General features: G+C 70.7%; 20 protein-coding genes and 1 tRNA gene. 9 read left to right on the forward strand and 12 right to left on the reverse strand.

What is annotated here, in order from left to right; all coding sequences use genetic code 11:
- Window positions 1-35 precede the first annotated feature (35 nt).
- Window positions 36-1430, forward strand: coding sequence for a protein kinase domain-containing protein (locus ACW69E_RS02115; protein WP_457496444.1), 1395 nt, complete (start codon window positions 36-38; stop codon window positions 1428-1430).
- Window positions 1431-1477: 47 nt separating this feature from the next.
- Here the strand turns inward: ACW69E_RS02115 and ACW69E_RS02120 are convergent, their stop codons facing one another.
- The 12 genes from ACW69E_RS02120 to dnaA all read right to left on the reverse strand — a co-directional run bounded on the left by ACW69E_RS02120 (window position 1478) and on the right by dnaA (window position 18145).
- Window positions 1478-2770, reverse strand: coding sequence for a hypothetical protein (locus ACW69E_RS02120; protein WP_457496445.1), 1293 nt, complete (start codon window positions 2768-2770; stop codon window positions 1478-1480).
- Between the two features lie 20 nt (window positions 2771-2790).
- Window positions 2791-4839, reverse strand: coding sequence for a vWA domain-containing protein (locus ACW69E_RS02125; protein WP_457496446.1), 2049 nt, complete (start codon window positions 4837-4839; stop codon window positions 2791-2793).
- 198 nt (window positions 4840-5037) lie between these two features.
- Window positions 5038-5172: a DLW-39 family protein gene (locus tag ACW69E_RS02130; RefSeq protein WP_217655894.1), complete on the reverse strand. Its 135-nt coding sequence runs from the start codon at window positions 5170-5172 to the stop codon at window positions 5038-5040.
- 179 nt (window positions 5173-5351) lie between these two features.
- Window positions 5352-5425: transfer RNA gene (locus tag ACW69E_RS02135), tRNA-Ile, on the reverse strand.
- 94 nt (window positions 5426-5519) lie between these two features.
- Complete coding sequence (locus ACW69E_RS02140) at window positions 5520-6194, reverse strand: DUF3566 domain-containing protein (protein WP_457496447.1); 675 nt, start codon at window positions 6192-6194, stop codon at window positions 5520-5522.
- Between the two features lie 7 nt (window positions 6195-6201).
- On the reverse strand, window positions 6202-8856 hold the full coding sequence (gyrA, locus tag ACW69E_RS02145) for a DNA gyrase subunit A (RefSeq protein ID WP_457496448.1): 2655 nt from the start codon (window positions 8854-8856) through the stop codon (window positions 6202-6204).
- A 38-nt stretch (window positions 8857-8894) separates the two neighbouring features.
- The gene (gene gyrB, locus ACW69E_RS02150) at window positions 8895-10991 is read right to left on the reverse strand and encodes a DNA topoisomerase (ATP-hydrolyzing) subunit B (protein ID WP_457496449.1); all 2097 of its coding nucleotides are present in this window, start codon (window positions 10989-10991) and stop codon (window positions 8895-8897) included.
- A gap of 422 nt (window positions 10992-11413) precedes the next feature.
- Window positions 11414-11935, reverse strand: coding sequence for a DUF721 domain-containing protein (locus ACW69E_RS02155; RefSeq protein ID WP_457496450.1), 522 nt, complete (start codon window positions 11933-11935; stop codon window positions 11414-11416).
- A gap of 89 nt (window positions 11936-12024) precedes the next feature.
- Window positions 12025-13146, reverse strand: coding sequence for a DNA replication/repair protein RecF (gene recF, locus ACW69E_RS02160; protein ID WP_457496451.1), 1122 nt, complete (start codon window positions 13144-13146; stop codon window positions 12025-12027).
- 20 nt (window positions 13147-13166) lie between these two features.
- Window positions 13167-14102 carry a phosphogluconate dehydrogenase (NAD(+)-dependent, decarboxylating) gene (gene gnd, locus ACW69E_RS02165; RefSeq protein ID WP_457496452.1) on the reverse strand — a complete coding sequence of 312 codons (936 nt, stop codon included), beginning with the start codon at window positions 14100-14102 and terminating at the stop codon, window positions 13167-13169.
- A 231-nt stretch (window positions 14103-14333) separates the two neighbouring features.
- On the reverse strand, window positions 14334-15464 hold the full coding sequence (gene dnaN, locus ACW69E_RS02170; protein ID WP_457496453.1) for a DNA polymerase III subunit beta: 1131 nt from the start codon (window positions 15462-15464) through the stop codon (window positions 14334-14336).
- Between the two features lie 878 nt (window positions 15465-16342).
- Window positions 16343-18145 carry a chromosomal replication initiator protein DnaA gene (gene dnaA / locus ACW69E_RS02175; RefSeq protein WP_457496454.1) on the reverse strand — a complete coding sequence of 601 codons (1803 nt, stop codon included), beginning with the start codon at window positions 18143-18145 and terminating at the stop codon, window positions 16343-16345.
- A gap of 378 nt (window positions 18146-18523) precedes the next feature.
- On the opposite strand from dnaA, the gene rpmH reads away from it, so the two are divergent.
- The 8 genes from rpmH to ACW69E_RS02215 all read left to right on the forward strand — a co-directional run bounded on the left by rpmH (window position 18524) and on the right by ACW69E_RS02215 (window position 24159).
- Window positions 18524-18661 (forward strand): 50S ribosomal protein L34, encoded by a 138-nt coding sequence (rpmH, locus tag ACW69E_RS02180; RefSeq protein WP_003949374.1) that lies wholly within the window; start codon window positions 18524-18526, stop codon window positions 18659-18661.
- Between the two features lie 33 nt (window positions 18662-18694).
- The gene (gene rnpA, locus ACW69E_RS02185) at window positions 18695-19087 is read left to right on the forward strand and encodes a ribonuclease P protein component (RefSeq protein ID WP_457496455.1); all 393 of its coding nucleotides are present in this window, start codon (window positions 18695-18697) and stop codon (window positions 19085-19087) included.
- Window positions 19084-19371 carry a membrane protein insertion efficiency factor YidD gene (yidD, locus tag ACW69E_RS02190; RefSeq protein WP_206347352.1) on the forward strand — a complete coding sequence of 96 codons (288 nt, stop codon included), beginning with the start codon at window positions 19084-19086 and terminating at the stop codon, window positions 19369-19371. The genes rnpA and yidD overlap by 4 nt, the downstream gene beginning before the upstream one ends.
- Window positions 19372-19383: 12 nt before the next feature.
- Window positions 19384-20484, forward strand: coding sequence for a membrane protein insertase YidC (gene yidC, locus ACW69E_RS02195; RefSeq protein ID WP_457496728.1), 1101 nt, complete (start codon window positions 19384-19386; stop codon window positions 20482-20484).
- Between the two features lie 14 nt (window positions 20485-20498).
- Entirely contained in the window at window positions 20499-20996 is a 498-nt protein-coding gene (locus ACW69E_RS02200) for a Jag family protein (RefSeq protein WP_457496456.1), read from the forward strand.
- Window positions 20993-21724 carry a 16S rRNA (guanine(527)-N(7))-methyltransferase RsmG gene (gene rsmG, locus ACW69E_RS02205; RefSeq protein ID WP_457496457.1) on the forward strand — a complete coding sequence of 244 codons (732 nt, stop codon included), beginning with the start codon at window positions 20993-20995 and terminating at the stop codon, window positions 21722-21724. Before ACW69E_RS02200 ends, rsmG begins: the two co-directional genes overlap by 4 nt.
- Before the next feature lie 252 nt (window positions 21725-21976).
- Entirely contained in the window at window positions 21977-23050 is a 1074-nt protein-coding gene (locus ACW69E_RS02210) for a ParA family protein (RefSeq protein ID WP_457496458.1), read from the forward strand.
- The gene (locus ACW69E_RS02215; RefSeq protein ID WP_457496459.1) at window positions 23047-24159 is read left to right on the forward strand and encodes a ParB/RepB/Spo0J family partition protein; all 1113 of its coding nucleotides are present in this window, start codon (window positions 23047-23049) and stop codon (window positions 24157-24159) included. Before ACW69E_RS02210 ends, ACW69E_RS02215 begins: the two co-directional genes overlap by 4 nt.
- Window positions 24160-24212 lie beyond the last annotated feature (53 nt).

Here is a 24212-nt window from a genome sequence, read left to right on the forward strand (position 1 = left end):
ACCGACGGGTACAGGGACGAGGCGGGCACAGCGCGATGGGCGAGGTCTTCGCGGGTCGGTACGAACTGGTCGACCCGATCGGACGCGGCGGCGTGGGTGCGGTCTGGCGCACCTGGGACCACCGGCGCAGGCGCTACGTGGCCGCCAAGGTCCTCCAGCAGAGCGACGCGCACACCCTGCTGCGGTTCGTCCGCGAGCAGGCGCTGCGCATCGACCACCCCCACGTCCTCGCCCCGACGAGCTGGGCCGCCGACGACGACAAGGTCCTGTTCACCATGGACCTGGTCCGCGGCGGGTCGCTCGCGCACCTCATCGGCGACTACGGCCCCCTGCCCCCGGCGTATGTGTGCGCACTGCTCGACCAGCTGCTCTCGGGGCTCTCCGCGGTGCACGCCGAGGACGTGGTGCACCGCGACATCAAGCCCGCCAACATCCTGCTGGAAGCCACCGGCACCGGCCGGCCCCATCTGCGGCTGTCCGACTTCGGCATCTCGATGCGCAAGGGCGAACCGCGGCTGACCGAGGCCGACTACGTGGTCGGCACCCCCGGCTACTTCGCCCCCGAGCAGCTGATGGGCGCCGAACCTGACTTCCCCGCCGACCTGTACGCGGTCGGGCTGGTGGCGCTGTACCTGCTGACCGGCCGCAAGCCCGACTCCCAGGCGCTGGTGGAGGCGTACGTCCACGGAGTGCCGTCCGCGCCGCAGGACATCCCCGAGCCGCTGTGGCAGGTGCTGGGCACCCTGCTGCACCCCGACCCGGAAGCCCGCTTCCGTACGGCGACGGGCGTGCGCAGGGCGCTGGCGTCCGCCGTGGAGCTGCTGTCGGCGGACGCCGCGGCGGAGCAGGAGGCCGTGGAGGTCTTCGACCAGATCGGTCCGCTGCCGCCGGGGTTCGGGCCGGACGGGCCGGAGAACAGGGAGGGCCCGCAGGAGGCGGGGAGCCCCGGGGACACCGGGGATTCCGGGGACCTCGGACGGGGGCCGGGGAGCGGGGACGGGGAAGGCCCTCAGGCCGCGGCGTTCCCGGTCTCCGACACCGGAAGCTTCCACCTTCCCCCGCCCGTGCGGACACACCCCCAGGAACCGCCGCAGGCCCCGCCGTTCCCGGCTCCTGCCCCGCCGGCGGCCCCGGCCCACGTGCCGGCGCAGGAGACCACGCAGACGTCTCCCGGAGCCCCCGCCCAGCCGTACGGGTATCCGCAGCCGTACTCGCAGCCGCCCCTCGCCGGCATGCCGACGCAACAGACCCAGCCGACACGGCCCTACACGACGGCCCGGCCGCTCGCCCCCGCAGGGCCGGCGGACGCCGGGCACCGCGCCCCCGCGACGCGCAGGCCGGGGCCGCCCCCGAAGGTGGCGGCCCCGCTCCTGGTGCTGGCCCTGGTCCTCATCGCCGTCGGCGTCTGGGCCCTGACCCAGGCGCCCTGACACCCGGCAGCCGCGGCGCCCCGGGGGGCCGTGGCGGGCCCCGGCCCTCAGGCGCGGGCCGCGCTCCGCCGGGCGAGGACCGTCCACAGGCCGAGCCCCAGGATCAGCGCGGTGCCGGAGCCGATCCCGGCCCAGCCCAGCAGCCGCAGGGTCTCCCCGCTCTCCGCGGCCGACCGGTTCAGCCCCTCGGCCGCGGCCTCGCGGTCGTTCTCGGTGACCCCGAAGCCGGCCTCCTCGGCGTTCCCGTCGTACTCGGGACCGGCCACCGGCTCGCCCGCGATCGTGGTGCGCAGCACCACCGGCACCGTGCCGTCGACGGACTCGGCCAGCTTCGCGTTCGCGTGCACCGCTATGTAGTACCAGCCCGCGAAGCGCGTCCCGCCGAGCTTCGTGCCGCCGTCGAAGCGGTTGGCGAACGCGACGCGCTGCCCGTCCAGCCGGTACGCGGCGGGCTGGTCGGGCCGGTAGCCCACTCCGTCGGTGCCGATCCGCCCGCGGGCGGTGTTGTAGAAGTCCACCCGGAAGGCGCCGCTGACGTACGGGGCCCTGTCGCCCCTGGCCTTGGCCGTGCCGAACTCCACCTGGGTGTGGAGCCGCTGGCCCCAGTCGAGCGGCACCTTGTAGAAGCGGGTCTCGCCGGGCCGCAGCCGGTCCCTCCAGTTGCCCTCGCCCATACCGGGTGCGTCGTTGAAGCCGGTGCCGCCCTCGATGGGCCTGGCCTCCCCCTCCGGCGCCCCCGGCGGGCTCGGCGTCGCGGCGTCGGGTGCGGCCTCGGACGGACCGCCGGAGGCCGGGTCCCGCAGCCCCGGCTCCCGCATGAAGGAGATCTCCAGCGGCCAGCGTCCGGCGTCGGCGGTCTCGTGGCTGTCGCGCTCCACGGAGAAGTGGTAGACGCCCGGCTCCTGGCAGTAGCCGTCCTTCTTGATCATGCGTCCGGCGAGGTCGGCGATCGGTCTGGCCGTGTCGTCGGAGCCGAAGCTCACGTCCCCGTCACCGCAGTCGGTGCCGTCCGCCGCTTCCAGGGAGACCTCGATGCCGTCCATGCTCTTGACCCGGGTGCCCGGCTCGGGCAGGGCGGTCGCGGAGATCCAGACGTTGGACTCGCCGTCCAGCGTGACGCTGTAGTACCTGCGCTCGCCCGGTCCGATGTCGTCGGTGTAGAAGCCCGGTTCGATGGACGGCCCGTGGGCGCTGCTCTCCTCGCCCTCGACGCGCTGGGCGCCCGGAGCCGTCTCGTACGCGGGCAGGTCGTCCGGTCCGGCCGACCGCGCGGCCGCGGCCGAGCCCGGCAGTGCCGCGACCGCGCACAGTGCCGCCGCGGCGGCCAGTGAGTTCCTCATCGTGCGTCCCGCCCGCCCCTTCACCATGCGCCACCCTCCGTCTTGCCGTTGGCCGTGCCGTTCGCCGTCCCGCCGGCGCCGCCGCCCTCCGCCTCCGCCGTACGCGTCGCCGCGCGCCCGCGCGAGCGTGCGTACCGCGTGCACACGGCCGCCAGCGCGATCGCCAGCGCCGTCACGGCCCCGGCCGCCGCGGCGACGGCCGGACCGGACCATCCTGCACCGCCGGGGCCCGATCCGTCCCGGTCGGCCCCCGCTTCCTCCCGCGTGTCCACGGCGTCGCGACCGCCGCCGCGCCCGTCGTCGCGTTCGCGTACGGCGGGCGCGCCGTGCTCCGGTCCGGCCTTCTCCTCGCCGATCACCGCCACGCGCAGCACGAAACCGACGGCGACGTTCTCGGCGAGCTCCGCGGCGTCCGGGTCGAGGCCGACGCCGATGTGGTACTCGCCCGCGCGCCGCACCGGCACCGCGCGGGTCGCGCTCTCCCAGCGGTTGGTCCACGCCACCGGCACCGTGCCGCCCGACACCGCCGCCGGCTCGCCGCGGTAGAGGGCCTGGGTGTCGAACTCGCCGTCCGGCTGGACGGGCACCCGGGTGGGGCCGTACACATCGGTGCTCACCCGCGTCAGCTTCCCGGCCGGGCCGCCGACGGTCGGCTCGTTGCCGAACTCCACGTCGTAGCGCAGCTGCTGGCCCCAGCCGACCCGCACCCGGTACCAGCGGGTCTGTGCGGGGACCAGCTCGTCGCGCCACACTCCCGGTCCGAGGCGGCGGGCGTCGTTGAAGCCGGTGCCGCCCTCGACGTCGCGCGGCGGGTCGGTGGGCAGGGGCGCGTTCGCACCGCCCGCGCCGTAGTCGGGCTCGGAGTGCGCCGGCACGGTGCCCTTCGCGAGGGGCTTCTCGGTGGCAAGGAGCAGTTCGAGGGGCCACCGGCCCCGGTCGGAGTCCTTGTGCGAGCGCCGTTCGACCGTCAGCAGATAGCGGCCCGCCCCGTCACAGGCCCGGTCTGCGGCGGCCGAGGGGATCCGGCTGACGGCGGCGGTGATCGGCATGGCTCCGGCGTTCCGGCCGAAGTACCGCCAGGCGCTGCCGCACTGCGGCCGGTACTTGTCGTCCCGGACCAGGGTGAGCCGGAGGCCGTCCATGGAGGCGACCGGCACCCCGGGCTGGGGCACGGCCGTCACGGCGAGGTCGTCGGCGGCCGATTCGGCGGGACCGCCCAGCTCCGCGGCGTACCAGCGCTTCTCGCCGGGGCCGATGGTGTCCGTGTACTGACCGGGGGCGATCTCGGGCGCGTCGTCCGCCGTCCGCCCGCCGGTGATCCGCTCGCCCTCCATGCGGTAGCCGTCGGCGGACAGCCGCGAGGCACGCTGGAGCTGGCGGGCCAGGGCGCCGGCGTCGGGCGCGTCGTAGTACGAGCCGTGGCCGGCCCGGGCGATGCACTCCAGCTGCTCGCGGGCCTTACCGTCCACCTGGAAGCCTATGGCGTCGATCCGCAGGGTCCCCGAGGACCCCGACGAGGATCCCCGTCCGCCGAGTTCGGCGGCGACCTCGCACGGGTCGGGGGTGCCGCAGGTGTCCTCGCCGTCGGAGACCAGCAGGATCGTACGGCGGTCCAGGGAACCTCCGGACGCCTCCGGCAGGTCCTCGGCCGCTCTGCGCAGCGCCAGACCGATGGGGGTGTCCCCCCTGGGCTCCACCTCGGCGACGGCGCGTTTGACCGCGGCGCGGTCCAGCGGCTCCACCGGCCGCACCAGGCGGGTGTCGGTGCATCCCTCGTCCCGGTCGGCGCCGTAGACCCGCAGGCCGGTGGGGTGGCCGTCGGGGAGCGCGTCGACGACCGCGCCCACGGCGCGGCGGGCGGACTCGATACGGGTGCTGCCCGAGCCGTCGTCCTCGGACATCGAGCCGGAGGAGTCCAGCACCATCACCAGCGAGGCGTTGCCTTCCGCAACCGTCCGCGGCGCTGCCGGAGCCCCGCGGGGGACTGCGGCGGCGAGCGGTGACGCGATCAGCGCCAAGAGTGTCCCGCAGCTCAACGCCGCTGCCATGCGGCGGTGGAGTCGTGCCATGTACCTTCGTCCCCCTCGGGCGCGCCTCTCGGCTTGACTTTGCGGAAGCATCGTAGATATTTGCTAACGCGTATATCAAGGCAACTGTCGTCACGGTCCCGCAACATGTGCGCACCCACCGCCCGGGCCCGGGCGCGCGAAGACGGCGAAGCCCCGGCCGGAGACCGGCCGGGGCTTCGCGCGAAGTACCTGTTGCTCTCAGACGCCCGAACCCGCGGGCACGGAGTCGGTCGCCTCCGTCCACAGATCCTGCTCGGCGCGATCCGCCTGGATCTGGCGGTACACGAGGAGCCCGCCGACGGCGGCCAGTGCGATCAGGAGAAGCTTCTTCACCGCGCTACCTCGTCCTCTTCTAGACGTTGGGACCTACTGGCGCCCGATGATACCCAAGCGGGCATCCCGGCAGAGCGACCGACCCGGACGGACGGCACCCGCCCCTCCGCGCACGGGAGGGCCTACAACGCCGAGCGCCCGGCCCCTCCGGGGAGGGTCCGGGCGCTCGGTCCGCCGTGTGGGGCTAACAGGACTTGAACCTGTGGCCTCTTCCTTATCAGGGAAGCGCTCTAACCGTCTGAGCTATAGCCCCGCGCTGCACCGAAAGATTAGCGCACTTCAGCCGCGTGCCAAAATCGCGTCGGTCCGCGGCCGCTCCGGTGCGGCGCCCGGGAGGCTCCCGGGGGTCACTCGTCCTCCGCGAGGGTCACCTCGACGCCGCCGACCAGGCCGGCCGACATGTTGTAGATGAACGCCCCCAGCGTGGCCAGGGCCGTCATCAGCACCACGTCGATCACCGCCACCACCGAGGTGAAGGTCAGCACCCGGGGCAGGGACAGGAAGCCCTGGAGGTCGAAGCCCTCGCCGCTGTCCGAGGAGGTCGCCTCGCTGACCGTCCCGCCGACCGCCGCGAACACCCCCATGGCGTCCATCACCATCCACAGCACCGCCACCGCGATCACGGTGCAGATGCCGAGGGCTATCGACAGCAGGAAGCCGACCTTCATCACCGACCACGGGTCGACCTTGGCCACCCGCAGCCGCGCCTTGCGCGTCCGGGGGACCGTACGGGCGCCGGTGCGCGAGCGGCGCATGACGTCCTGCCGGAGGTCGTCCCGCTCCTCCTGGGCGGCCCGCGGCGGCGGGGTGGCGCCCGGCGGAGGCGGGTATGCCTGCGGCGGCTGGTGCGGCTGCGGCGCGCTCGCGTGCTGCTGGGCGTGCGGCTGCGGTTGCGGGTGGGCACTGGTCACGGTTGTTCCCCCACGGTGGGATTCGCCCTGTCGTCGAGCGTCGTCAGCGGCCGGTCCACGGGCGCCGCCTTCATCGTCGCCGCCCCTGGCGGCGCCCGCGGTTCCACTCACGTTCTGTCTACTCCTCGTTGTCCGGAGCCGCCTCGGCGGCCGTCTCCGGGGAAGACGCCGGCGAGGACTCCTCGGTGCCGTCCTCGGCACCCGTCTCCGCGTCGACCTCCTCGGCCTCACGGCCGGCCTCGGCATTGCGTGCGATACCGACCACGGCGTCGCGCTTGCCGAGGTTGATCAACTGGACGCCCATCGTGTCACGCCCGGTTTCCCTGACCTCGGCGACCCGCGTACGGATCACGCCGCCGCCGAGGGTGATGGCGAGGATCTCGTCCGTCTCCTCGACCACCAGGGCCCCCACCAGCGAACCGCGGTCCTCCACGATCTTGGCCGCCTTGATGCCCAGACCACCACGGCCCTGAACGCGGTACTCGTCCACGGCCGTGCGCTTCGCGTACCCGCCATCGGTGGCGGTGAAAACGAACGTACCGGCTCGCACCACGTTCATCGAGAGCAGTTCGTCCCCTTCACGGAAACTCATGCCCTTCACACCGGATGTGGCGCGCCCCATCGGGCGCAGCGCGTCGTCGGTCGCGGTGAACCGGATCGACTGCGCCTTCCTGCTGATCAGCAGCAGGTCGTCCTCGGGCGAGACCAGCTCCGCGCCGATCAGCTCGTCCTCGCCGCCGCCCTCCAGCTCCCGGAGGTTGATGGCGATGACGCCGCCGGAGCGGGGGGAGTCGTAGTCCTTCAGCGGGGTCTTCTTCACCAGGCCCGACTTGGTGGCCAGTACCAGGTACGGCGCGGCCTCGTAGTCCCGGACCGCCAGGATCCGGGCGATTGTCTCGTCCGGCTGGAAGGCCAGCAGGTTCGCCACGTGCTGGCCGCGCGCGTCCCGCCCGGCGTCCGGCAGCTCGTACGCCTTCGCCCGGTAGACGCGGCCCTTGTTGGTGAAGAACAGCAGCCAGTTGTGGGTGGTGGTGACGAAGAAGTGGTCGACGATGTCGTCTTCCTTGAGCTTCGTGCCGCGCACACCCTTGCCGCCGCGCTTCTGCGAGCGGTAGTCGTCGGTCTTCGTGCGCTTGACGTAGCCGCCGCGCGTGATGGTGACGACGATGTCCTCCTCGGCGATCAGGTCCTCGATGGACATGTCGCCCTCGAAGGGCACCAGCTTGCTGCGCCGGTCGTCGCCGTACTTGTCGACGATCGCGGCCAGTTCCTCACCGATGATCCGCCGCTGACGCTCGGGCGAGGCCAGGATCGCGTTGTACTCGTCGATCTTCGCCTGGAGTTCGTCGTGCTCGGCGGTGATCTTCTGCCGTTCCAGGGCGGCCAGGCGGCGCAGCTGCATCTCCAGGATCGCGTTCGCCTGGATCTCGTCGATGGACAGCAGCTCCATCAGCCCGCCGCGCGCCACGTCCACGGTGTTGCTGCGCCGGATCAGGGCGATGACCTCGTCGATCGCGTCCAGCGCCTTGAGCAGGCCGCGCAGGATGTGGGCGCGCTCCTCGGCCTTGCGCAGCCGGTAGCGGGTGCGGCGGACGATGACGTCGATCTGGTGGGTGACCCAGTTGCGGATGAACGCGTCCAGCGACAGCGTGCGCGGCACCCCGTCGACCAGGGCCAGCATGTTGGCGCCGAAGTTGGTCTGCAGATCGGTGTGCTTGTACAGGTTGTTCAGCACGACCTTGGCGACCGCGTCCCGCTTGAGGACGATCACCAGCCGCTGGCCGGTGCGCGAGGACGTCTCGTCGCGGACGTCCGCGATGCCGGCGACCCTGCCGTCCTTGACCAGCTCGGCGATCTTCAGCGCCAGGTTGTCCGGGTTGACCTGGTAGGGCAGTTCGGTGACGACCAGGCACTGGCGCCCCTGGATCTCCTCCACCTCGACCACCGCGCGCATCGTGATCGAGCCGCGGCCGGTGCGGTACGCCTCCTCGATGCCCTTGCGGCCCACCACCAGCGCGCCGGAGGGGAAGTCCGGTCCCTTGATCCGCTCCAGCAGCGCCTCGAGCAGCTCCTCGCCCGTGGCCTCGGGGTGCTCCAGGTACCACTGGGCGCCGGCGGCCACCTCGCGCAGGTTGTGCGGCGGGATGTTGGTGGCCATGCCGACCGCGATACCCGCCGAGCCGTTGACCAGGAGGTTGGGGATGCGCGACGGCAGGACGGTCGGCTCCTGGTTGCGGCCGTCGTAGTTGTCCTGGAAGTCGACGGTCTCCTCGTCGATGTCCCGGAGCATCTCCATGGCCAGCGGCGCCATCTTGCACTCGGTGTAGCGCATGGCGGCGGCCGGGTCGTTGCCCGGCGAGCCGAAGTTGCCGTTGGAGTCCACCAGCGGCATCCGCATCGACCACGGCTGGGCCAGACGGACCAGGGCGTCGTAGATGGAGGTGTCGCCGTGCGGGTGGTAGGTGCCCATCACGTCGCCGACGACGCGGGCGCACTTGTAGAAGCCCTTCTCGGGCCGGTAGCCGCCGTCGTACATGGCGTACAGCACACGGCGGTGCACCGGCTTGAGCCCGTCGCGCACGTCGGGCAGCGCACGCGAGACGATCACGCTCATCGCGTAGTCGAGGTACGAGCGCTGCATCTCGGTCTCGAGGCTGACCGGCTCCACCCGGAGTCCGGCGCTCTCGTCGACCACGGGGACGCCCGGGGCCGGCGCCAGGGGGCCGGGCGCGGCGTCGCCCTCGGTCGGGGCAGGGGTGGTCTCGTCGGCCATTACTGGTCAATCCCTTCGTTGAGCGGCGTACGGCCGACTCAGATGTCGAGGAAGCGGACGTCCTTGGCGTTGCGCTGGATGAACGAGCGCCGCGCCTCCACGTCCTCGCCCATCAGGATCGAGAACAGGTCGTCGGCGGCGGCCGCGTCGTCCAGCGTCACCTGGCGCAGCACCCGGTGGGCCTGGTCCATGGTGGTGACGCGCAGTTCCTCGGCGTTCATCTCGCCCAGACCCTTGAAGCGCTGGACCGAGTCCTCCCTGATGCGCTTGCCCTGCTCGCGGCCCAGGCGGATCAGGCTGTCGCGCTCACGGTCGGAGTACGCGTACTCGAACTCGTCGCGCGACCACTTGATCTTGTAGAGCGGCGGCTGGGACAGGTAGACGTGGCCGGCCTCGACCAGCGGCCGCATGAAGCGGAACAGCAGCGTCAGCAGCAGGGTGTTGATGTGCTGGCCGTCGACGTCGGCGTCGGCCATCAGAATGATCTTGTGGTAGCGGAGCCTGGAGATGTCGAAGTCCTCGTGGATCCCGGTGCCGAAGGCCGAGATCAGCGCCTGGACCTCCTGGTTCTGCAGGACCTTGTCGATCCGCGCCTTCTCCACGTTCAGGATCTTGCCGCGGATCGGCAGGATGGCCTGGTACTGCGGATTGCGGCCGGACTTGGCCGAGCCGCCCGCGGAGTCGCCCTCGACGATGAAGATCTCGCACTTGGCCGGGTCGTTGGACTGGCAGTCGCTCAGCTTGCCCGGCAGCGAGGCCGTCTCCAGCAGGCCCTTGCGGCGGGTGAGGTCCCTCGCCTTGCGGGCCGCCACGCGCGCGGTGGCCGCCTGGATGCCCTTGCGGATGATGTCTGCGGCCTCGTTGGGGTTGCGGTCCAGCCAGTCGCCGAAGTGCTCGTGGACGATCTTCTGGACGAAGGTCTTGGCCTCGGTGTTGCCCAGCTTCGTCTTGGTCTGGCCCTCGAACTGCGGCTCGCCCAGCTTCACCGAGATGATCGCCGTCAGACCCTCGCGGATGTCCTCGCCCGTGAGGTTGTCGTCCTTCTCGCGCAGCAGCTTCTTGTCGCGCGCGTAACGGTTGACCAGACCGGTCAGCGCGGCCCGGAAGCCCTCCTCGTGGGTGCCGCCCTCGTGGGTGTGGATGGTGTTCGCGAAGCTGTAGACACCCTCGGTGTACTGGGTGTTCCACTGCATCGCGATCTCCACCGAGATCTTGCGCTCCTTGTCCTCCGCCTCGATGTCGATCACCGAGGGGTGGACGGGCTCGCCCTTGCGGGAGTTGAGGTGGCGGACGAAGTCCGAGATGCCGCCCTCGTAGTGGTAGCGGACGTGGCGCGGCTTGTCGTCCTCGGAAGTGTCCGCGGTGTCGGCGCCGGCCGTCTGCTTGGCCGCCGCCCGCTCGTCGGTCAGGGTGATCGTCAGACCGCGGTTGAGGAAGGCCATCTCCTGGAAACGCCGCGAGAGCGTCTCGAAGGAGTAGTCGGTGGTGTCGAAGATGTCTCCGTCGGCCCAGAACGAGACCGTCGTGCCGGTCTCCTCGGTGGCCTCGTGCCGCTGGAGAGGAGCGGTGGGCACACCCATCTTGTAGTCCTGCGTCCAGCGGTAGCCGTCGGTCTTCACCTCGACCGAGACCTTGGTGGACAGCGCGTTGACCACCGAGACGCCCACACCGTGCAGACCGCCGGAGACCGCGTAGCCGCCGCCGCCGAACTTGCCGCCCGCGTGCAGCACCGTCAGCACGACCTCGACGGCCGGCTTGCCCTCGGAGGGGACGATGCCCACCGGGATGCCGCGGCCGTTGTCCACGACCCGGACGCCGCCGTCGGCCAGCAGCGTCACGTCGATGGTGTCCGCGTGGCCGGCCAGCGCCTCGTCTACGGAGTTGTCCACCACTTCCTGCACGAGGTGGTGGAGGCCGCGCTCACCGGTGGACCCGATGTACATGCCGGGCCGCTTGCGGACCGCGTCCAGGCCCTCCAGGACCGTGATCGCACTGGCGTCGTACGACGGCTCGCCGCCACCGGCTCCGGAGACGGACGGGGTCGCGGACGGGACAGGGGTCTCCTCGCCGGAGGCGGGGATGGTTTCGTTGGAGTTGCCGGAATCGGCCACGAAGCGCCCTTTCTGGCACAGCACAAGCCTTCCCCTGCGACCGGAGGGAAGAGTTCCGGAAGGTCTTCCGGAGACCCTGTCCGCACGGCAGGAGCGGCTGCGTCGTTCGACATGTTCCGCAGTAAGGCGGGTGTGTCTCCAGTCTACCGGTACCACTGACATCGATGGGGGTTTGCCGGTACCTGGGGCCGCATGTGCCGCCCTGAACCGGCCTCCGCCGACTCCCCATATGCGGGCCGGGCCCCCAGGACGCTCACGACGGCCCTCAGCGCCTCGGCATGTCAATGGACCGTCACTGTGAGCGCACTCACGGAACGAAGGCCTCCGCCCCTCCTCCCACACCGGGTGTCCGCGCTGGTCAGAGGCCTTTCCGCAGCAGCCGGGCGGCTCCTTCCGGAACCCGGGAGGGCACCTAAGGCCGACGGGCGGCCCGCCGAGGCCGGCCGTCAGCCGTAGGTGTCCCCCGGCCCCCGGCTGCCCGGAGCGCGCAGCCGGCCGTGCCGGGTGTCCGGCGCCTGCGGCCCCCGGACCCTGATCGACTTCACCGACCCCTGCCCGAGATCGGCGTTCAGCCGCGCCACCAGCTGCGGAGCCAGCAGCCGTACCTGCGTCGCCCACGCCGTCGAGTCGCAGCGCACCGACAGCACCCGCTCCTGCTCGTCGTAGGACTGCGGTACGCAGTGCCGCGCCAGCTCCGGGCCCACCAACTCCGGCCAGCGGCCCATCACACCGCCGACCGCCATCGGCATCTCCCAGCCGCGCTCGGTCTTCAGCCGCTCGATCGCCGCCCCCAGCGGCAGCGGGTCACGCCCGTCCCGCCGCGCCCCGGACCGCAGGCCGCCGACACGGGCCTGCCGCTTCTGCCGCGCCGCACCACCGCGCGCCCGCGCCTGCTCCCGGGCCGCACGCAGCGCCACCCTGGCCAGATCGACCCCCGACGGCTCGGCCGCCGGTCCCGGAATCCGCACCTCCGCGGAATCCCCCCGCCCGCCCGGGGAGGAGGGTGCGGAAGGACTCCCGGACAGGCCGGAGAGCTCCTCCGGACGATCCTCACGCCTCACAACCGGGTCACCTCCCCGCCTCCGACCGCGTACCGCGCCCCCGCCAGCAGCTCGGGGACGTCCTCCTCCACGGCCGCCGTCACCAGCACCTGCTCACCGTGCGCCACCAGCTCCGCCAGCCGCTCCCGCCGCCTGGCGTCCAGCTCGGCGAAGACGTCGTCGAGCACCAGCACCGGCTCGTTGCCCTCGCCGCGCAGCAGGTCGTACGAGGCCAGCCGCAGCGCCAGGGCATACGACCACGACTCCCCGTGGCTCGCGTACCCCTTGGCCGGCAACTCCCCCAGCCTCAGCACGAGATCGTCACGGTGCGGACCCGCCAGCGTCACACCGCGCTCGATCTCCTGGCGGCGCGCCTCGGACAGCGCGGCCAGCAGCCCCTCGTACAGCTCCTCGCGCGTACCGCCCTCAACCGGCGAGCGGTACTCCAGCACCACCGGGCCACCGCCCGGGGCCAGCCGCTCGTACGCCTTGTCCGCCAGCGGCCCCAGCGCCGCCACCAGCGACATCCGGTGCGCCAGCAACTCCGCCCCGGCACGGGCCAGGTGCTGGTCCCACACATCCAGGGTGGACAGCGCCCCGCCGCCGGAGGCACCGCCGTGCCGGCGCGCCATCGCGGCCGTCTTCAGCAGGGTGTTGCGCTGCCTGAGCACCCGGTCGTAGTCCGACCGCACCCCCGCCATCCGCGGCGAGCGCGCCGTCACCAGTTCGTCCAGGAAACGGCGGCGCTCCCCGGGGTCGCCCTTCACCAGCGCCAGGTCCTCCGGGGCGAACAGCACCGTGCGCACGATGCCCAGCACATCCCTCGGCCTGACCTGCGAGGAGCGGTTGATCCGCGCCCGGTTGGCCCGCCCCGGGTTCAGCTCCAGCTCCACCAGCTGCTGCCGCTCCCCCTGCCGCACCACCGCCCGCACCACGGCGCGCTCGGCGCCCTGCCGCACCAGCGGGGCGTCGGAGGAGACCCGGTGGCTGCCCAGCGTCGCGAGGTAGCCGACCGCCTCGACGAGATTGGTCTTGCCCTGGCCGTTCGGACCGACGAAAGCGGTGACGCCCGGATCGAGCGGAACCTCGATCCGGGCGTAGGACCGGAAGTCGGCCAGCGACAGATGCGTGACGTGCATCGGATCCGCTTCTGGGCCGGTCAGCCGCCGACGGGCGGGGTGACGTCCGCGCCCGGCGCGTCGGCGCCCTTCTCCCCGCCGGCCGCGGCGGTCACCGCGTGGCCGCCGAACTGGTTGCGCAGCGCGGCGATCATCTTCATCTGCGGGGAGTCGTCCTGGCGCGAGGAGAAGCGGGCGAACAGCGACGCGGTGATCGCGGGCAGCGGCACGGCGTGGTCGATCGCCGCCTCCACCGTCCACCGGCCCTCGCCGGAGTCGGCCGCGTAGCCGCGCAGCGCTCCCAGGTGCTCGTCGTCGTCCAGCGCGCGGACGGCCAGGTCCAGCAGCCAGGAGCGGATGACGGTGCCCTCCTGCCAGGAGCGGAAGACCTCGCGGACGTCGGTGACGGCCTCGGCCGCCTCCAGCAGCTCCCAGCCCTCGGCGAAGGCCTGCATCATCGCGTACTCGATGCCGTTGTGGACCATCTTCGCGAAGTGGCCGGCACCCACCCTGCCCGCGTGCACGGAGCCGAACTCGCCCTCCGGCTTGAGGGCGTCGAAGACCGGCTGCACCTTCGCGACGTTCTCGGCGTCACCGCCGTACATCAGCGCGTAGCCGTTCTCCAGGCCCCACACGCCGCCGGAGACGCCGCAGTCCACGAAGCCGATGCCCTTGGCCGCCAGTTCCCCGGCGTGCCGCTCGTCGTCCGTCCAGCGGGAGTTGCCGCCGTCCACGACCACGTCGCCGGGGGAGAGCAGCTCACCCAGCGCGTCGATCGTCGACTGCGTCGGGCCGCCGGCCGGGACCATGACCCACACCACCCGCGGGGCCTTCAGCGAGTCCACCAGCTCCTCAAGGCTGTGAACGTCGGCGAGGTCGGGGTTGCGGTCGAATCCGACGACGGTGTGGCCTGCGCGGCGGATGCGCTCGCGCATGTTGCCGCCCATCTTGCCGAGACCGACGAGACCGAGCTCCATCAGGGGGCCTTTCTTCGGTGTCCTGGTGTTGCGTACCCGGGTACGAGCCTACGACGGAGGGGGCGGCGCACAGCTGCGGGCACACTCCGCTCGTATGCGCGCGGACCGGGCCCCGGCGGCCCTCCAGCTCTCCCGGCCGGGACCGCCGGCTTCCGGACTCGGCCCGGCAGCCGCACCCGCGCGGGGGACGCCCCCGCACACCCGGCCGGGCGCCCCGGCCATCCACCGGCCTCAGCCCGACAGCCGCACCGGCATGATCAGGTACTTGTACGCCTCGTCCGCCTCCGCGTCCACCGCCGGCCTGCCGCTCAGCAGCGCGGGCTTGGTCGAGGTGGTGAAGGAGAGCTGCGCGACCGGGGCGTCGATGGCGCTCAGGCCCTCCAGCAGGAAGCCCGGGTTGAAGGCGATCGAGATGTCATCGCCCTCCAGCTGCGCGTCCACACGCTCCACGGCCTGTGCGTCGTCGCTGGATCCCGCCTCCAGGATCAGGACGCCCTGTTCGAAGGTGAGCCGCACCGGGGTGTTCCGCTCGGCCACCAGGGACACGCGCTTGACCGCCTCCACGAAGGGGGCCGTCTCGATCACCGCGACCGAGTTGAACTCCGTCGGGAAGAGCGTGCGGTACTTCGGCAGGTCGCCCTCGAGCAGCCGCGTCGTGGTCCGCCGCCCGTTGCCCTCGAAACCGATCAGGCCCTCGCCGGCACCGGAGCCCGACAGCGCCAGCGTCACGTTGTCGCCGCCGCTGAGGGACTTCGCCGTGTCCAGCAGGGTCTTGGCCGGGACGAGGGCCACCGCGGAGGCGTCCGGCGTCTCCGGCTTCCACAGGAACTCGCGGACCGCGAAGCGGTAGCGGTCGGTGGACGCCAGGGTGACGGTGTCGCCCTCGATCTCGATGCGCACGCCGGTGAGCACCGGAAGGGTGTCGTCGCGTCCGGCGGCGATGGCGACCTGGGCCGCGGCGGCGGCGAAGACCTCTCCGGGGACCGTGCCGGTCGCGCCCGGCATCTGGGGAAGAGCCGGGTACTCCTCCACAGGCAGTGTGTGGAGTGTGAACCGCGAGGATCCGCAGACGACGCTCACCCGTACACCGTCTGTGGAAATCTCCACCGGGCGGTTGGGGAGGGCGCGCGAGATGTCGGCCAGCAGACGGCCGGAGACGAGGACGGTGCCGTCCTCCTCCACATCGGCCTCCACCGAGACCCGTGCCGAGACCTCGTAGTCGAACCCGGACAGGCTCAGCGAGCCCTCCTCGGCCTTCAGCAGCAGGCCCGCGAGGACCGGCACCGGGGGCCGGGCCGGCAGGCTGCGGGCCGCCCAGGCCACCGCCTCCGCGAGGACGTCGCGCTCCACCCGGATCTTCACTTAAGCCGCCTCCCGCTGTTGCTGGCTGCTCGCCTTGCTGGTCTTCGTCGTCGGCTTGTCGCCGGGGACCAGTCTGACGCACCCGGCTGACAGTCGGGGCGGGTCGGGGTCAAGTCGGGCGGAGGGACGCGGAGCGCGGTCTGGCCGAGTTGTGCACAGGGCCCGTTTCCGATCGATGTCCGCCCTTTATCTCCGTGGTCGTAGTAGTAGGGCCTGTGGAAACCGGGGATAACTCGATCCGCGCAGGTCAGGCCGGAAGTTTTGTCCACCGGCCCTGTGGGTGGGGACGTGGACGAACAGGGGGGTCCTGTGGACGCCGGAAAGTTCTGCACATCCCGTGCACAGCGATCCGGGACTTCTCCCCAGGGTCGCCCACAGTTTTACCCACCTTCTCAACAGCCCAACCCAGCCCCTCGGTGTGACGCCTTTCACACGGAGGGGTGACATCGCGCGCCATGTTGTCGAACAGTGGACAGCCCTGTGGAGAAGCTGGTGAAAGCTGTGCACAACGCGGCCGGGGCTGTGGGCGGGCGGTGGACAATCCGATCTGCCGCTTGTGGGCACATTCGGGATCCACAGCCTGTGGATAACTTCTGACCACAGATCCCCAGGCATCTGACCAGGCTCATTCGATCATCGAGCGGTGTGCCTGTGGACGCTATCTGGACAACCCGATGGTCCCCAGAGTGTGGACGGAGGAAAGTCGGTGAATCTGTGGATCACTCTTCTTCCCGGCTGTGGATTCGAACAGCGAGAAGCCCCCGGGAGGGACCTCCTCGGGGGCTTCTCGCTGTCGGGGGGCCGGTGCGGCCGCGTGCGGTGCGTGCCGGAGCCGGCGTGGTCCGCACCGGCCGTGCGCGGCGGCGGGCTCAGCGGCGTCAGGCGTTCTTGATGCGGTTGGTCAGCTCGGTGACCTGGTTGTAGATGGACCGCCGCTCGGCCATCAGCGCGCGGATCTTGCGGTCGGCGTGCATGACGGTGGTGTGGTCCCGGCCGCCGAACTGGGCGCCGATCTTCGGCAGCGACAGATCGGTCAGCTCGCGGCACAGGTACATGGCGATCTGCCGCGCGGTGACCAGGACGCGGCTGCGCGAGGAGCCGCACAGGTCGTCCACCGTCAGCCCGAAGTAGTCGGCCGTCGACGCCATGATGTTGGCCGCGGTGATCTCCGGGGCGGCGTCCTCGCCGCCGGGGATGAGGTCCTTCAGCACGATCTCGGTCAGGCCCAGGTCGACCGGCTGCCGGTTGAGGCTGGCGAAGGCCGTGACCCGGATCAGCGCGCCCTCCAGCTCGCGGATGTTGCGCGAGATCCGCGAGGCGATGAACTCCAGCACCTCCGGCGGCGCGTTCAGCTGCTCCTGGACGGCCTTCTTGCGCAGGATCGCGATGCGCGTCTCCAGCTCCGGCGGCTGGACGTCGGTGATCAGCCCCCACTCGAAGCGGTTGCGCAGCCGGTCCTCCAGGGTGACCAGCTGTTTGGGCGGCCGGTCGGAGGAGAGCACGATCTGCTTGTTGGCGTTGTGGAGGGTGTTGAAGGTGTGGAAGAACTCCTCCTGGGTGGACTCCTTGCTCGCCAGGAACTGGATGTCGTCGACCAGCAGGATGTCCATGTCGCGGTAGCGCTTGCGGAACGCGTCCGCCTTGCCGTCGCGGATGGAGTTGATGAACTCGTTGGTGAACTCCTCCGAGCTCACGTACCGCACCCGGGTGCCCGGGTAGAGGCTGCGGGCGTAGTGCCCGATGGCGTGCAGCAGGTGGGTCTTGCCCAGCCCGGACTCGCCGTAGATGAACAGCGGGTTGTACGCCTTGGCCGGCGCCTCGGCCACGGCCACCGCGGCGGCGTGCGCGAAGCGGTTGGAGGCGCCGATGACGAAGGTGTCGAAGAGGTACTTCGGGTTCAGCCGGGCCGTCGGCTCGCCGGGGCCGGTCGCGGGCGCGGGCTGCGCGGCGAGCGGGCCGGGGGCGCCGCTGGGGGCGGGGAGCTGCTGTGGATCGGGGCGGCCGGTGCCCCGGGCGCCGTCATAGCGCGGCACCGGTGGCTGGTCGTAGGGGGAGGCGTGGTGCCGGCCGTCGTAGGAGGGCGGCTCGTACGACGGGCTCTGCGACTGGTACGGGTCGCGCGGCGGCTGCCAGGCGTCGGGGTCCTGGGGCCGGGGCCAGCCCCCGGGCTGGTGCTGCTGGGGCGCGTGCGGATAGTCCGGGTACGCGGGCCGCGCGCTGGGCAGCTCGAGTTCCTGCTGCCGGTCCTCGTGCCGGGGGTCGTGCTGCCGGGCGTGGCGGCCGCCGTGCCGGGGAGCGTCGTAGCGCGGCTCGTCGAAGTGCAGCGGCTGCTGGTGCGGTGCCGGCCGGCGGTGCTGCGGTGGTTCCGGGGACGCCGGCGGAGCGGGAGGCGCCGGGGCCTGGGGCTCGGGAGCCGGCCCGGTGACGGTGATCGCCAGGCGGATCGGCTGCTGGCACTCGCGGCTGAGCGCGTCGGTGATCAGCGGGGAGAGCCGTCCCTCCAGTACGCCCTTCGCGTACTCGTTGGGCACGCCGAGCAGCGCGGTGCCGGAGACCAGCACCAGGGGCTGGCAGTCTTTGAGCCACCGCTGGTCCTTGGCCTCGACTCCCTGGCCGTCGGCGAGGAGCTGTTCCAGCACGCGTGGCCACACTGCGGCAAGATCGGCAGGTAGGTCAGCCACAGGGCACGCTCTCTCACTCACTCGCGGGGCGGGGTTGTTCGGGTTCGACAGTCCCACCCATGTGTGGTGCTTGGGACGGTCGGGAGGAAACGGAAGTTCGGCCACGGTAGTCAGCGCGGCGTGCGCGGTTCAAGTCGTTGTCCACAGGCTGTGTACAGAACCCCCCGCCCGGCCCTGGTTTGACCTGATGGTGCGGGCGCGCGTACCGTAACCAGGTCGAGTTGTCGATGGCTGCTGCCGCCTGCCTCCGATGGGCAAGATCCTGGTGATCATAGAAGCGGTGCACTCGGGCGTTGCGAGCTACTCGTGGGCGCACGGTGACAGCCAGTCGGCGCCCCACACGTCTCGTACGAGACACAAGCATTCCTGGAGCCCCGAGTGAGCAAGCGCACCTTCCAGCCGAACAACCGCCGCCGCGCGAAGACCCACGGGTTCCGGCTGCGCATGCGGACCCGCGCCGGCCGCGCGATCCTCGCGTCCCGCCGCGGCAAGGGCCGCGCCCGTCTGTCGGCCTGACCGACCAGGCGAGTCCGACCGCGGATCCGTGACGTGCTGCCCACCGAGAACCGGCTGAGGCGGCGCGAGGATTTCGCGGCCGCGGTACGCCGAGGACGCCGGGCCGGGCGCCCGCTCCTCGTCGTCCATCTGCGCAGGGCGTCGCCCCGGAGTGATTCCGGGGAGCGTACGGACCCGCACGCCGCCGGAGGAGTCACTCCCCCGGCGCGTGCGGGTTTCGTCGTGAGCAAGGCAGTGGGCAACGCGGTGGTTCGCAACCTCGTGAAGCGGCGACTGCGTCATCTGGTCCGGGAGAGGCTTGACGTTCTGCCGCCCGGTAGCCTGATGGTCATACGGGCGCTGCCCGGTGCGGGGGAGGCGGACCACGACAGGCTGGCCCGCGATCTGGACACCGCGCTGCAGCGGCTGCTTGGAGGCCCGTCGTGAAATACCCGCTGCTGTGGTTGATCAAGTTGTACCAGTGGACCATCAGCCCGCTGCTCGGTCCGGTGTGCCGGTACTACCCGTCGTGTTCGCACTACGGCTACGAAGCCATCCGACGGCACGGCGCGGTGAAGGGGACGGCGCTGACAGCCTGGCGCATTCTGCGCTGCAATCCATGGTCGCCCGGCGGGGTCGACCACGTTCCCGCCCGGAAGCATCCGGTCTGGCACCAGCGGATGCGTGACCGCTGGCAGCACCGGACCCAGTCCAATGCCCAAGGAGCCTGACTCGTGGACACGATCGACACGATCCTCGGTCCTCTGTATACCGCTGTTTCCTGGATCATCGTCCAGTTCCACAAGCTGTACAGCCTCGTGTTCGACGAGGACAGCGGTTGGGCCTGGGGTCTGTCCATCGTCTCGCTGGTGATCGTGATCCGCATCGCCCTGATCCCGCTCTTCGTGAAGCAGATCAAGGCGACGCGGAACATGCAGGCGATCCAGCCGAAGATGAAGGCGATCCAGGAGCGCTACAAGAACGACCGGCAGCGCCAGTCGGAAGAGATGATGAAGCTGTACAAGGAGACGGGCACCAACCCGCTCTCCAGCTGCCTTCCGATTCTCGCGCAGTCGCCGTTCTTCCTGGCGCTCTACCAGGTGCTGAACAAGATCGCGAACAACCAGGAGGTCGGCGTCATGGGCGCCGACCTGGTGGGGAGCGCCCGGAACGCGAGCATCTTCGGTGCCCCGATCGCGACCCGGTTCATGGACAGCGCCGAGACGGTCCAGGCGCTGGGCGCCTCGCTGACCGACGTGCGCGTGGTCACGGTCATCATGATCCTGATGATGTCGGCGTCGCAGTTCTACACGCAGCGCCAGCTGATGACCAAGAACGTCGATCTGACGGCGAAGACGCCGTTCATGCAGCAGCAGAAGATGCTGATGTACGTCTTCCCGATCATCTTCGCCGTCTTCGGCATCAACTTCCCCGTCGGTGTCCTCGTCTACTGGCTGACCACCAACGTGTGGACCCTCGGGCAGCAGATGTACATCATCAAGCGCAACCCGACGCCGGGATCGCTGGCCTACAAGCAGCGCCAGGAGAAGCTGCGGGCCAAGGGCAAGCTCAAGGAGGACCCGGCGGAGGTCGAGGCCAAGAAGGCCGTCGAGGCCGCCCGTGCCAACCGCCAGCAGCCCAAGCGCATGACCAAGGCGCAGCGCCAGGCCGCCGCGGCCCAGGCTGAGGCGGATGCCAAGGCGAAGAAGGAGGCCGGGCAGAAGACCTCGCTGAGCAAGGAGGCCTCCAAGGACTCCCCGTCGACGCGGTCCGGGCAGCAGTCGAAGAAGAAGCCCGGGCAGCGCAAGGGCTCGCAGCGTTCCAAGCACCCGTCCAAGAAGTAAGAAGGAGTCCACTCGTGACGGACACGACCGCAGAGGGCACCGACACCCTGACCCGCCTCGAGCAGGAGGGTGAGATCGCGGCCGACTATCTCGAGGGGCTCCTCGACATCGCGGACCTCGACGGCGACATCGACATGGACGTCGAGGGCGACCGCGCAGCCGTGTCGATCATCAGCGACGGTGACAGCCGGGACCTGCAGAAGCTCGTCGGCCGGGACGGTGAGGTGCTGGAGGCCCTGCAGGAGCTGACGCGGCTCGCGGTGCACCGTGAGACCGGTGACCGCAGTCGGCTGATGCTGGACATCGCCGGCTACCGGGCCCGCAAGCGCGAGGAGCTGTCGGCGCTGGGCACCAAGGCGGCCAAGGAGGCGCAGCGCACCGGTGAGCCGGTGAAGCTCAAGCCGATGACGCCCTTCGAGCGCAAGGTGGTGCACGACGCGGTGGCCGCGGCGGGGCTGCGTAGCGAGTCCGAGGGCGAGGAACCGCAGCGCTGCGTGGTTGTGCTGCCGTGACGGACGCCGTGTCGTCGCCCCTTCCTCCCGCGCCCGAGGTGGCGCGGGAGGTTTTCGGTGACCGCTTCGACGATGCTGTCCGCTACGCGGAACTGCTGGCGGAGGTCGGGGTCAAGCGCGGGCTGATCGGACCGCGCGAGGTGCCCCGGCTGTGGGAGCGCCACCTGCTGAACTGCGCGGTGCTCTCCGAGGTCGTGCCTGAGGGAGTCACGGTCTGCGATGTCGGCTCCGGCGCAGGCCTGCCGGGTGTTCCGCTCGCCCTGGTGCGGCAGGATCTGAAGATCACGCTGCTGGAGCCGCTGCTGCGGCGTACGACCTTCCTTCAGGAGGTCGTCGAACTGCTGGGGCTGGACCATGTGTCGGTGGTGCGGGGCCGGGCCGAGGAGGTTCTGGGGTCGCTGCCTCCGGTGCATGTGGTGACGGCCCGAGCCGTGGCTCCGCTGGACCGGCTCGCAGGCTGGGGTGTGCCGCTGCTGCGGCCGTACGGCGAGATGCTGGCACTCAAGGGAGACACGGCGGAGGAGGAGCTGAAGGCGGCGCGGTCCGCGCTTCAGAAGCTCGGTGCGGTGGACTCCTCGGTGCTCCGCATCGGTGAGGGCCTGGTGGAGCCGACCGCCACCGTGGTGCGTGTGGAGGTCGGCGAGAGCCCGGGTGGGGTGCGCTTCGCGGCCAAGAAAGCGAAGGCAGCCAGGACCGGTCGCTCACGGAGTGCGCGCCGCCGTAGGTGATCCCCGGAAGACCGATGGACGCCTCCCGAAGGGGCTTCCGTTACTCCGTAGAGTCGCCAAAGACGAGCCATGCGGAGTGTCGTCACGATCGCAGGCGAACGTGGATGCATCGTGCTTCCCGTGAAACGTCGCTTTCTGCATGGATTCATCCGTCGAGGGCGCGCGGCTGACGCGTCAGACCCATCCGAGCCCCGCTCAGAGGTGGATTCATCCACAGGTGAGCGGGGCTCGCTGGTTCCCGACCCGGAGGGCATGGCAGTCTCTTCTCATTGCGAGCCTGACGTCGAGGAGAGTGAACCGTTGCGGTCCGACGGCCATATCGCGGGACCGATGACCGATCCGGTCCCGGGTCCCCGTTCTGAAACGGCGGATGTTTCACGTGAAACGATGAGTGAGACACCGCCTCCGATGGACGCCTCCCCCCGGTACGAAGGGGATGTCTCCGCCCCCGTCGGCCGTGCCGCCCAGCAGGCGGTCGAGGCGATGAACCGTGCCGGTGAGGGTCTTCCCAGGCCCGAGGAGACCCGGGTGATGGTGGTCGCCAACCAGAAGGGTGGAGTGGGCAAGACCACGACCACGGTCAATCTCGCTGCCTCCCTGGCCCTGCACGGCGCCCGGGTCCTGGTGATCGACCTGGATCCCCAGGGGAACGCATCCACTGCCCTGGGGATAGACCACCACGCCGAGGTGCCGTCGATCTACGACGTTCTGGTGGACAGCAAGCCGCTCTCCGATGTCGTCCAGCCGGTTCGGGAGGTGGAGGGTCTCTTCTGCGCTCCGGCCACAATCGATCTCGCCGGTGCGGAGATCGAGCTGGTGTCGCTGGTGGCGAGGGAGAGTCGTCTGCACAAGGCGATCTCCGCCTACGAGCAGCCCCTGGACTACATCTTCATCGACTGCCCGCCCTCGCTCGGCCTGCTGACCGTCAACGCGCTGGTCGCCGGCGCGGAGGTGGTCATCCCGATCCAGTGCGAGTACTACGCGCTCGAAGGGCTGGGGCAGCTCCTGCGGAACGTCGAGCTGGTGAAGGGGCATCTCAACCCCAAGCTCCATGTCTCGACGATTCTGCTGACGATGTACGACGGCCGTACGCGGCTGGCCTCCCAGGTGGCGGAGGAGGTGCGAGGACACTTCGGCAAGGAGGTCCTGCGGACCAACATCCCGCGGTCGGTGCGTATCTCGGAGGCACCCAGCTACGGGCAGACGGTTCTCACTTACGATCCGAGTTCCAGTGGCTCGCTCTCCTATCTGGAGGCGGCCCGGGAGATCGCGCTGCGAGGCGCCGGCAAGCAGCAGGAACAGCACATGGTGGAGGGGACTCAGTGACGGAACGACGTAGAGGGCTGGGCCGAGGGCTCGGCGCGCTGATCCCCGCGGCGCCGACGGGGCTGGATGACAGTGTTACCCCCGTAGTGGGAGAGAACGGGGCGACCTCTCCGACCGCTGTCCCGGTGCTCACCCCGGGGCGTGGTGTGGCGGCAGCCAAGGTGACAGGTCTGCCCAGTGATGCCGGGCAGCAGCATGGCAACGGTGTTTCACGTGAAACCGAAGCCGTGGACGGCGCTGTGAGCAACGAGGCGGCAGGGGCTCACTTCGCCGAGGTGCCCGTCGACGCGATTACTCCGAACCCTCGGCAGCCGCGCGAGGTGTTTGATGAGGATGCCCTGGCGGAACTGGTGACCTCCATCCAGGAGGTAGGCCTCCTGCAGCCGGTGGTCGTTCGGCAGACGGGGCCGGAGCAGTATGAGCTCATCATGGGGGAGCGGCGCTGGCGGGCCTGTCGGGAGGCGGGTCTGGAACGGATTCCGGCGATCATCCGGGCTACGGAGGACGAGAAACTCCTTCTGGACGCTCTCCTGGAGAATCTGCACCGGGCACAGCTGAACCCTCTGGAGGAAGCGGCGGCCTACGATCAGCTGCTGAAGGACTTCAAATGCACCCATGACCAGCTGGCGGACCGTATCGGCCGCTCGCGTCCTCAGGTCTCCAACACGCTCCGATTGCTGCGTCTCTCTCCGTCGGTGCAGCGTCGTGTGGCGGCCGGGGTGCTGTCGGCAGGGCATGCGCGTGCGCTGCTGTCGGTGGAGGACTCCGAGGAGCAGGACCGTCTTGCCCACCGCATCGTGGCCGAAGGGCTGTCGGTGCGGGCGGTCGAGGAGATCGTGACCGTGATGGACCCCAAGCCGAAGGGAAAGAGCAAGGCTCGGGCACGGGCCGGTAAGCGGGTCTCCCCCGCGCTGGACCATCTGGCGAGCCGCCTCTCGGACCGTTTCGACACCCGGGTCAAGGTGGATCTTGGGCAGAGGAAGGGGAAGATCGTCGTCGAGTTCGCCTCGATGGAGGATCTGGAGAGGATTCTGAGCCAGTTCGCGCCCGGCGAGAACCAGCTTCTGGAGCGCCAGCTCACTCAAGGGGACGACGACAGCGGCGAGTGAATCCGAGCCACCGAGGACACAGCCGAGGAGACAGCCGAGAACACCGCCGTACG

The sequence above is a fragment of the Streptomyces sp. SS8 genome (assembly GCF_054072955.1).

Excerpts from the sequence above, each read along its gene's own strand:
- ACW69E_RS02120 (WP_457496445.1), bottom strand. The coding sequence starts at position 2,770 with ATGAGGAACTCACTGGCCGCCGCGGCGGCACTGTGCGCGGTCGCGGCA.
- recF (WP_457496451.1), bottom strand. The coding sequence starts at position 13,146 with ATGCACGTCACGCATCTGTCGCTGGCCGACTTCCGGTCCTACGCCCGG.
- ACW69E_RS02210 (WP_457496458.1), top strand. The coding sequence starts at position 21,977 with ATGGCAGTCTCTTCTCATTGCGAGCCTGACGTCGAGGAGAGTGAACCG.
- gyrA (WP_457496448.1), bottom strand. The coding sequence starts at position 8,856 with ATGGCCGACGAGACCACCCCTGCCCCGACCGAGGGCGACGCCGCGCCC.
- gnd (WP_457496452.1), bottom strand. The coding sequence starts at position 14,102 with ATGGAGCTCGGTCTCGTCGGTCTCGGCAAGATGGGCGGCAACATGCGC.
- ACW69E_RS02115 (WP_457496444.1), top strand. The coding sequence starts at position 36 with ATGGGCGAGGTCTTCGCGGGTCGGTACGAACTGGTCGACCCGATCGGA.
- ACW69E_RS02125 (WP_457496446.1), bottom strand. The coding sequence starts at position 4,839 with ATGGCACGACTCCACCGCCGCATGGCAGCGGCGTTGAGCTGCGGGACA.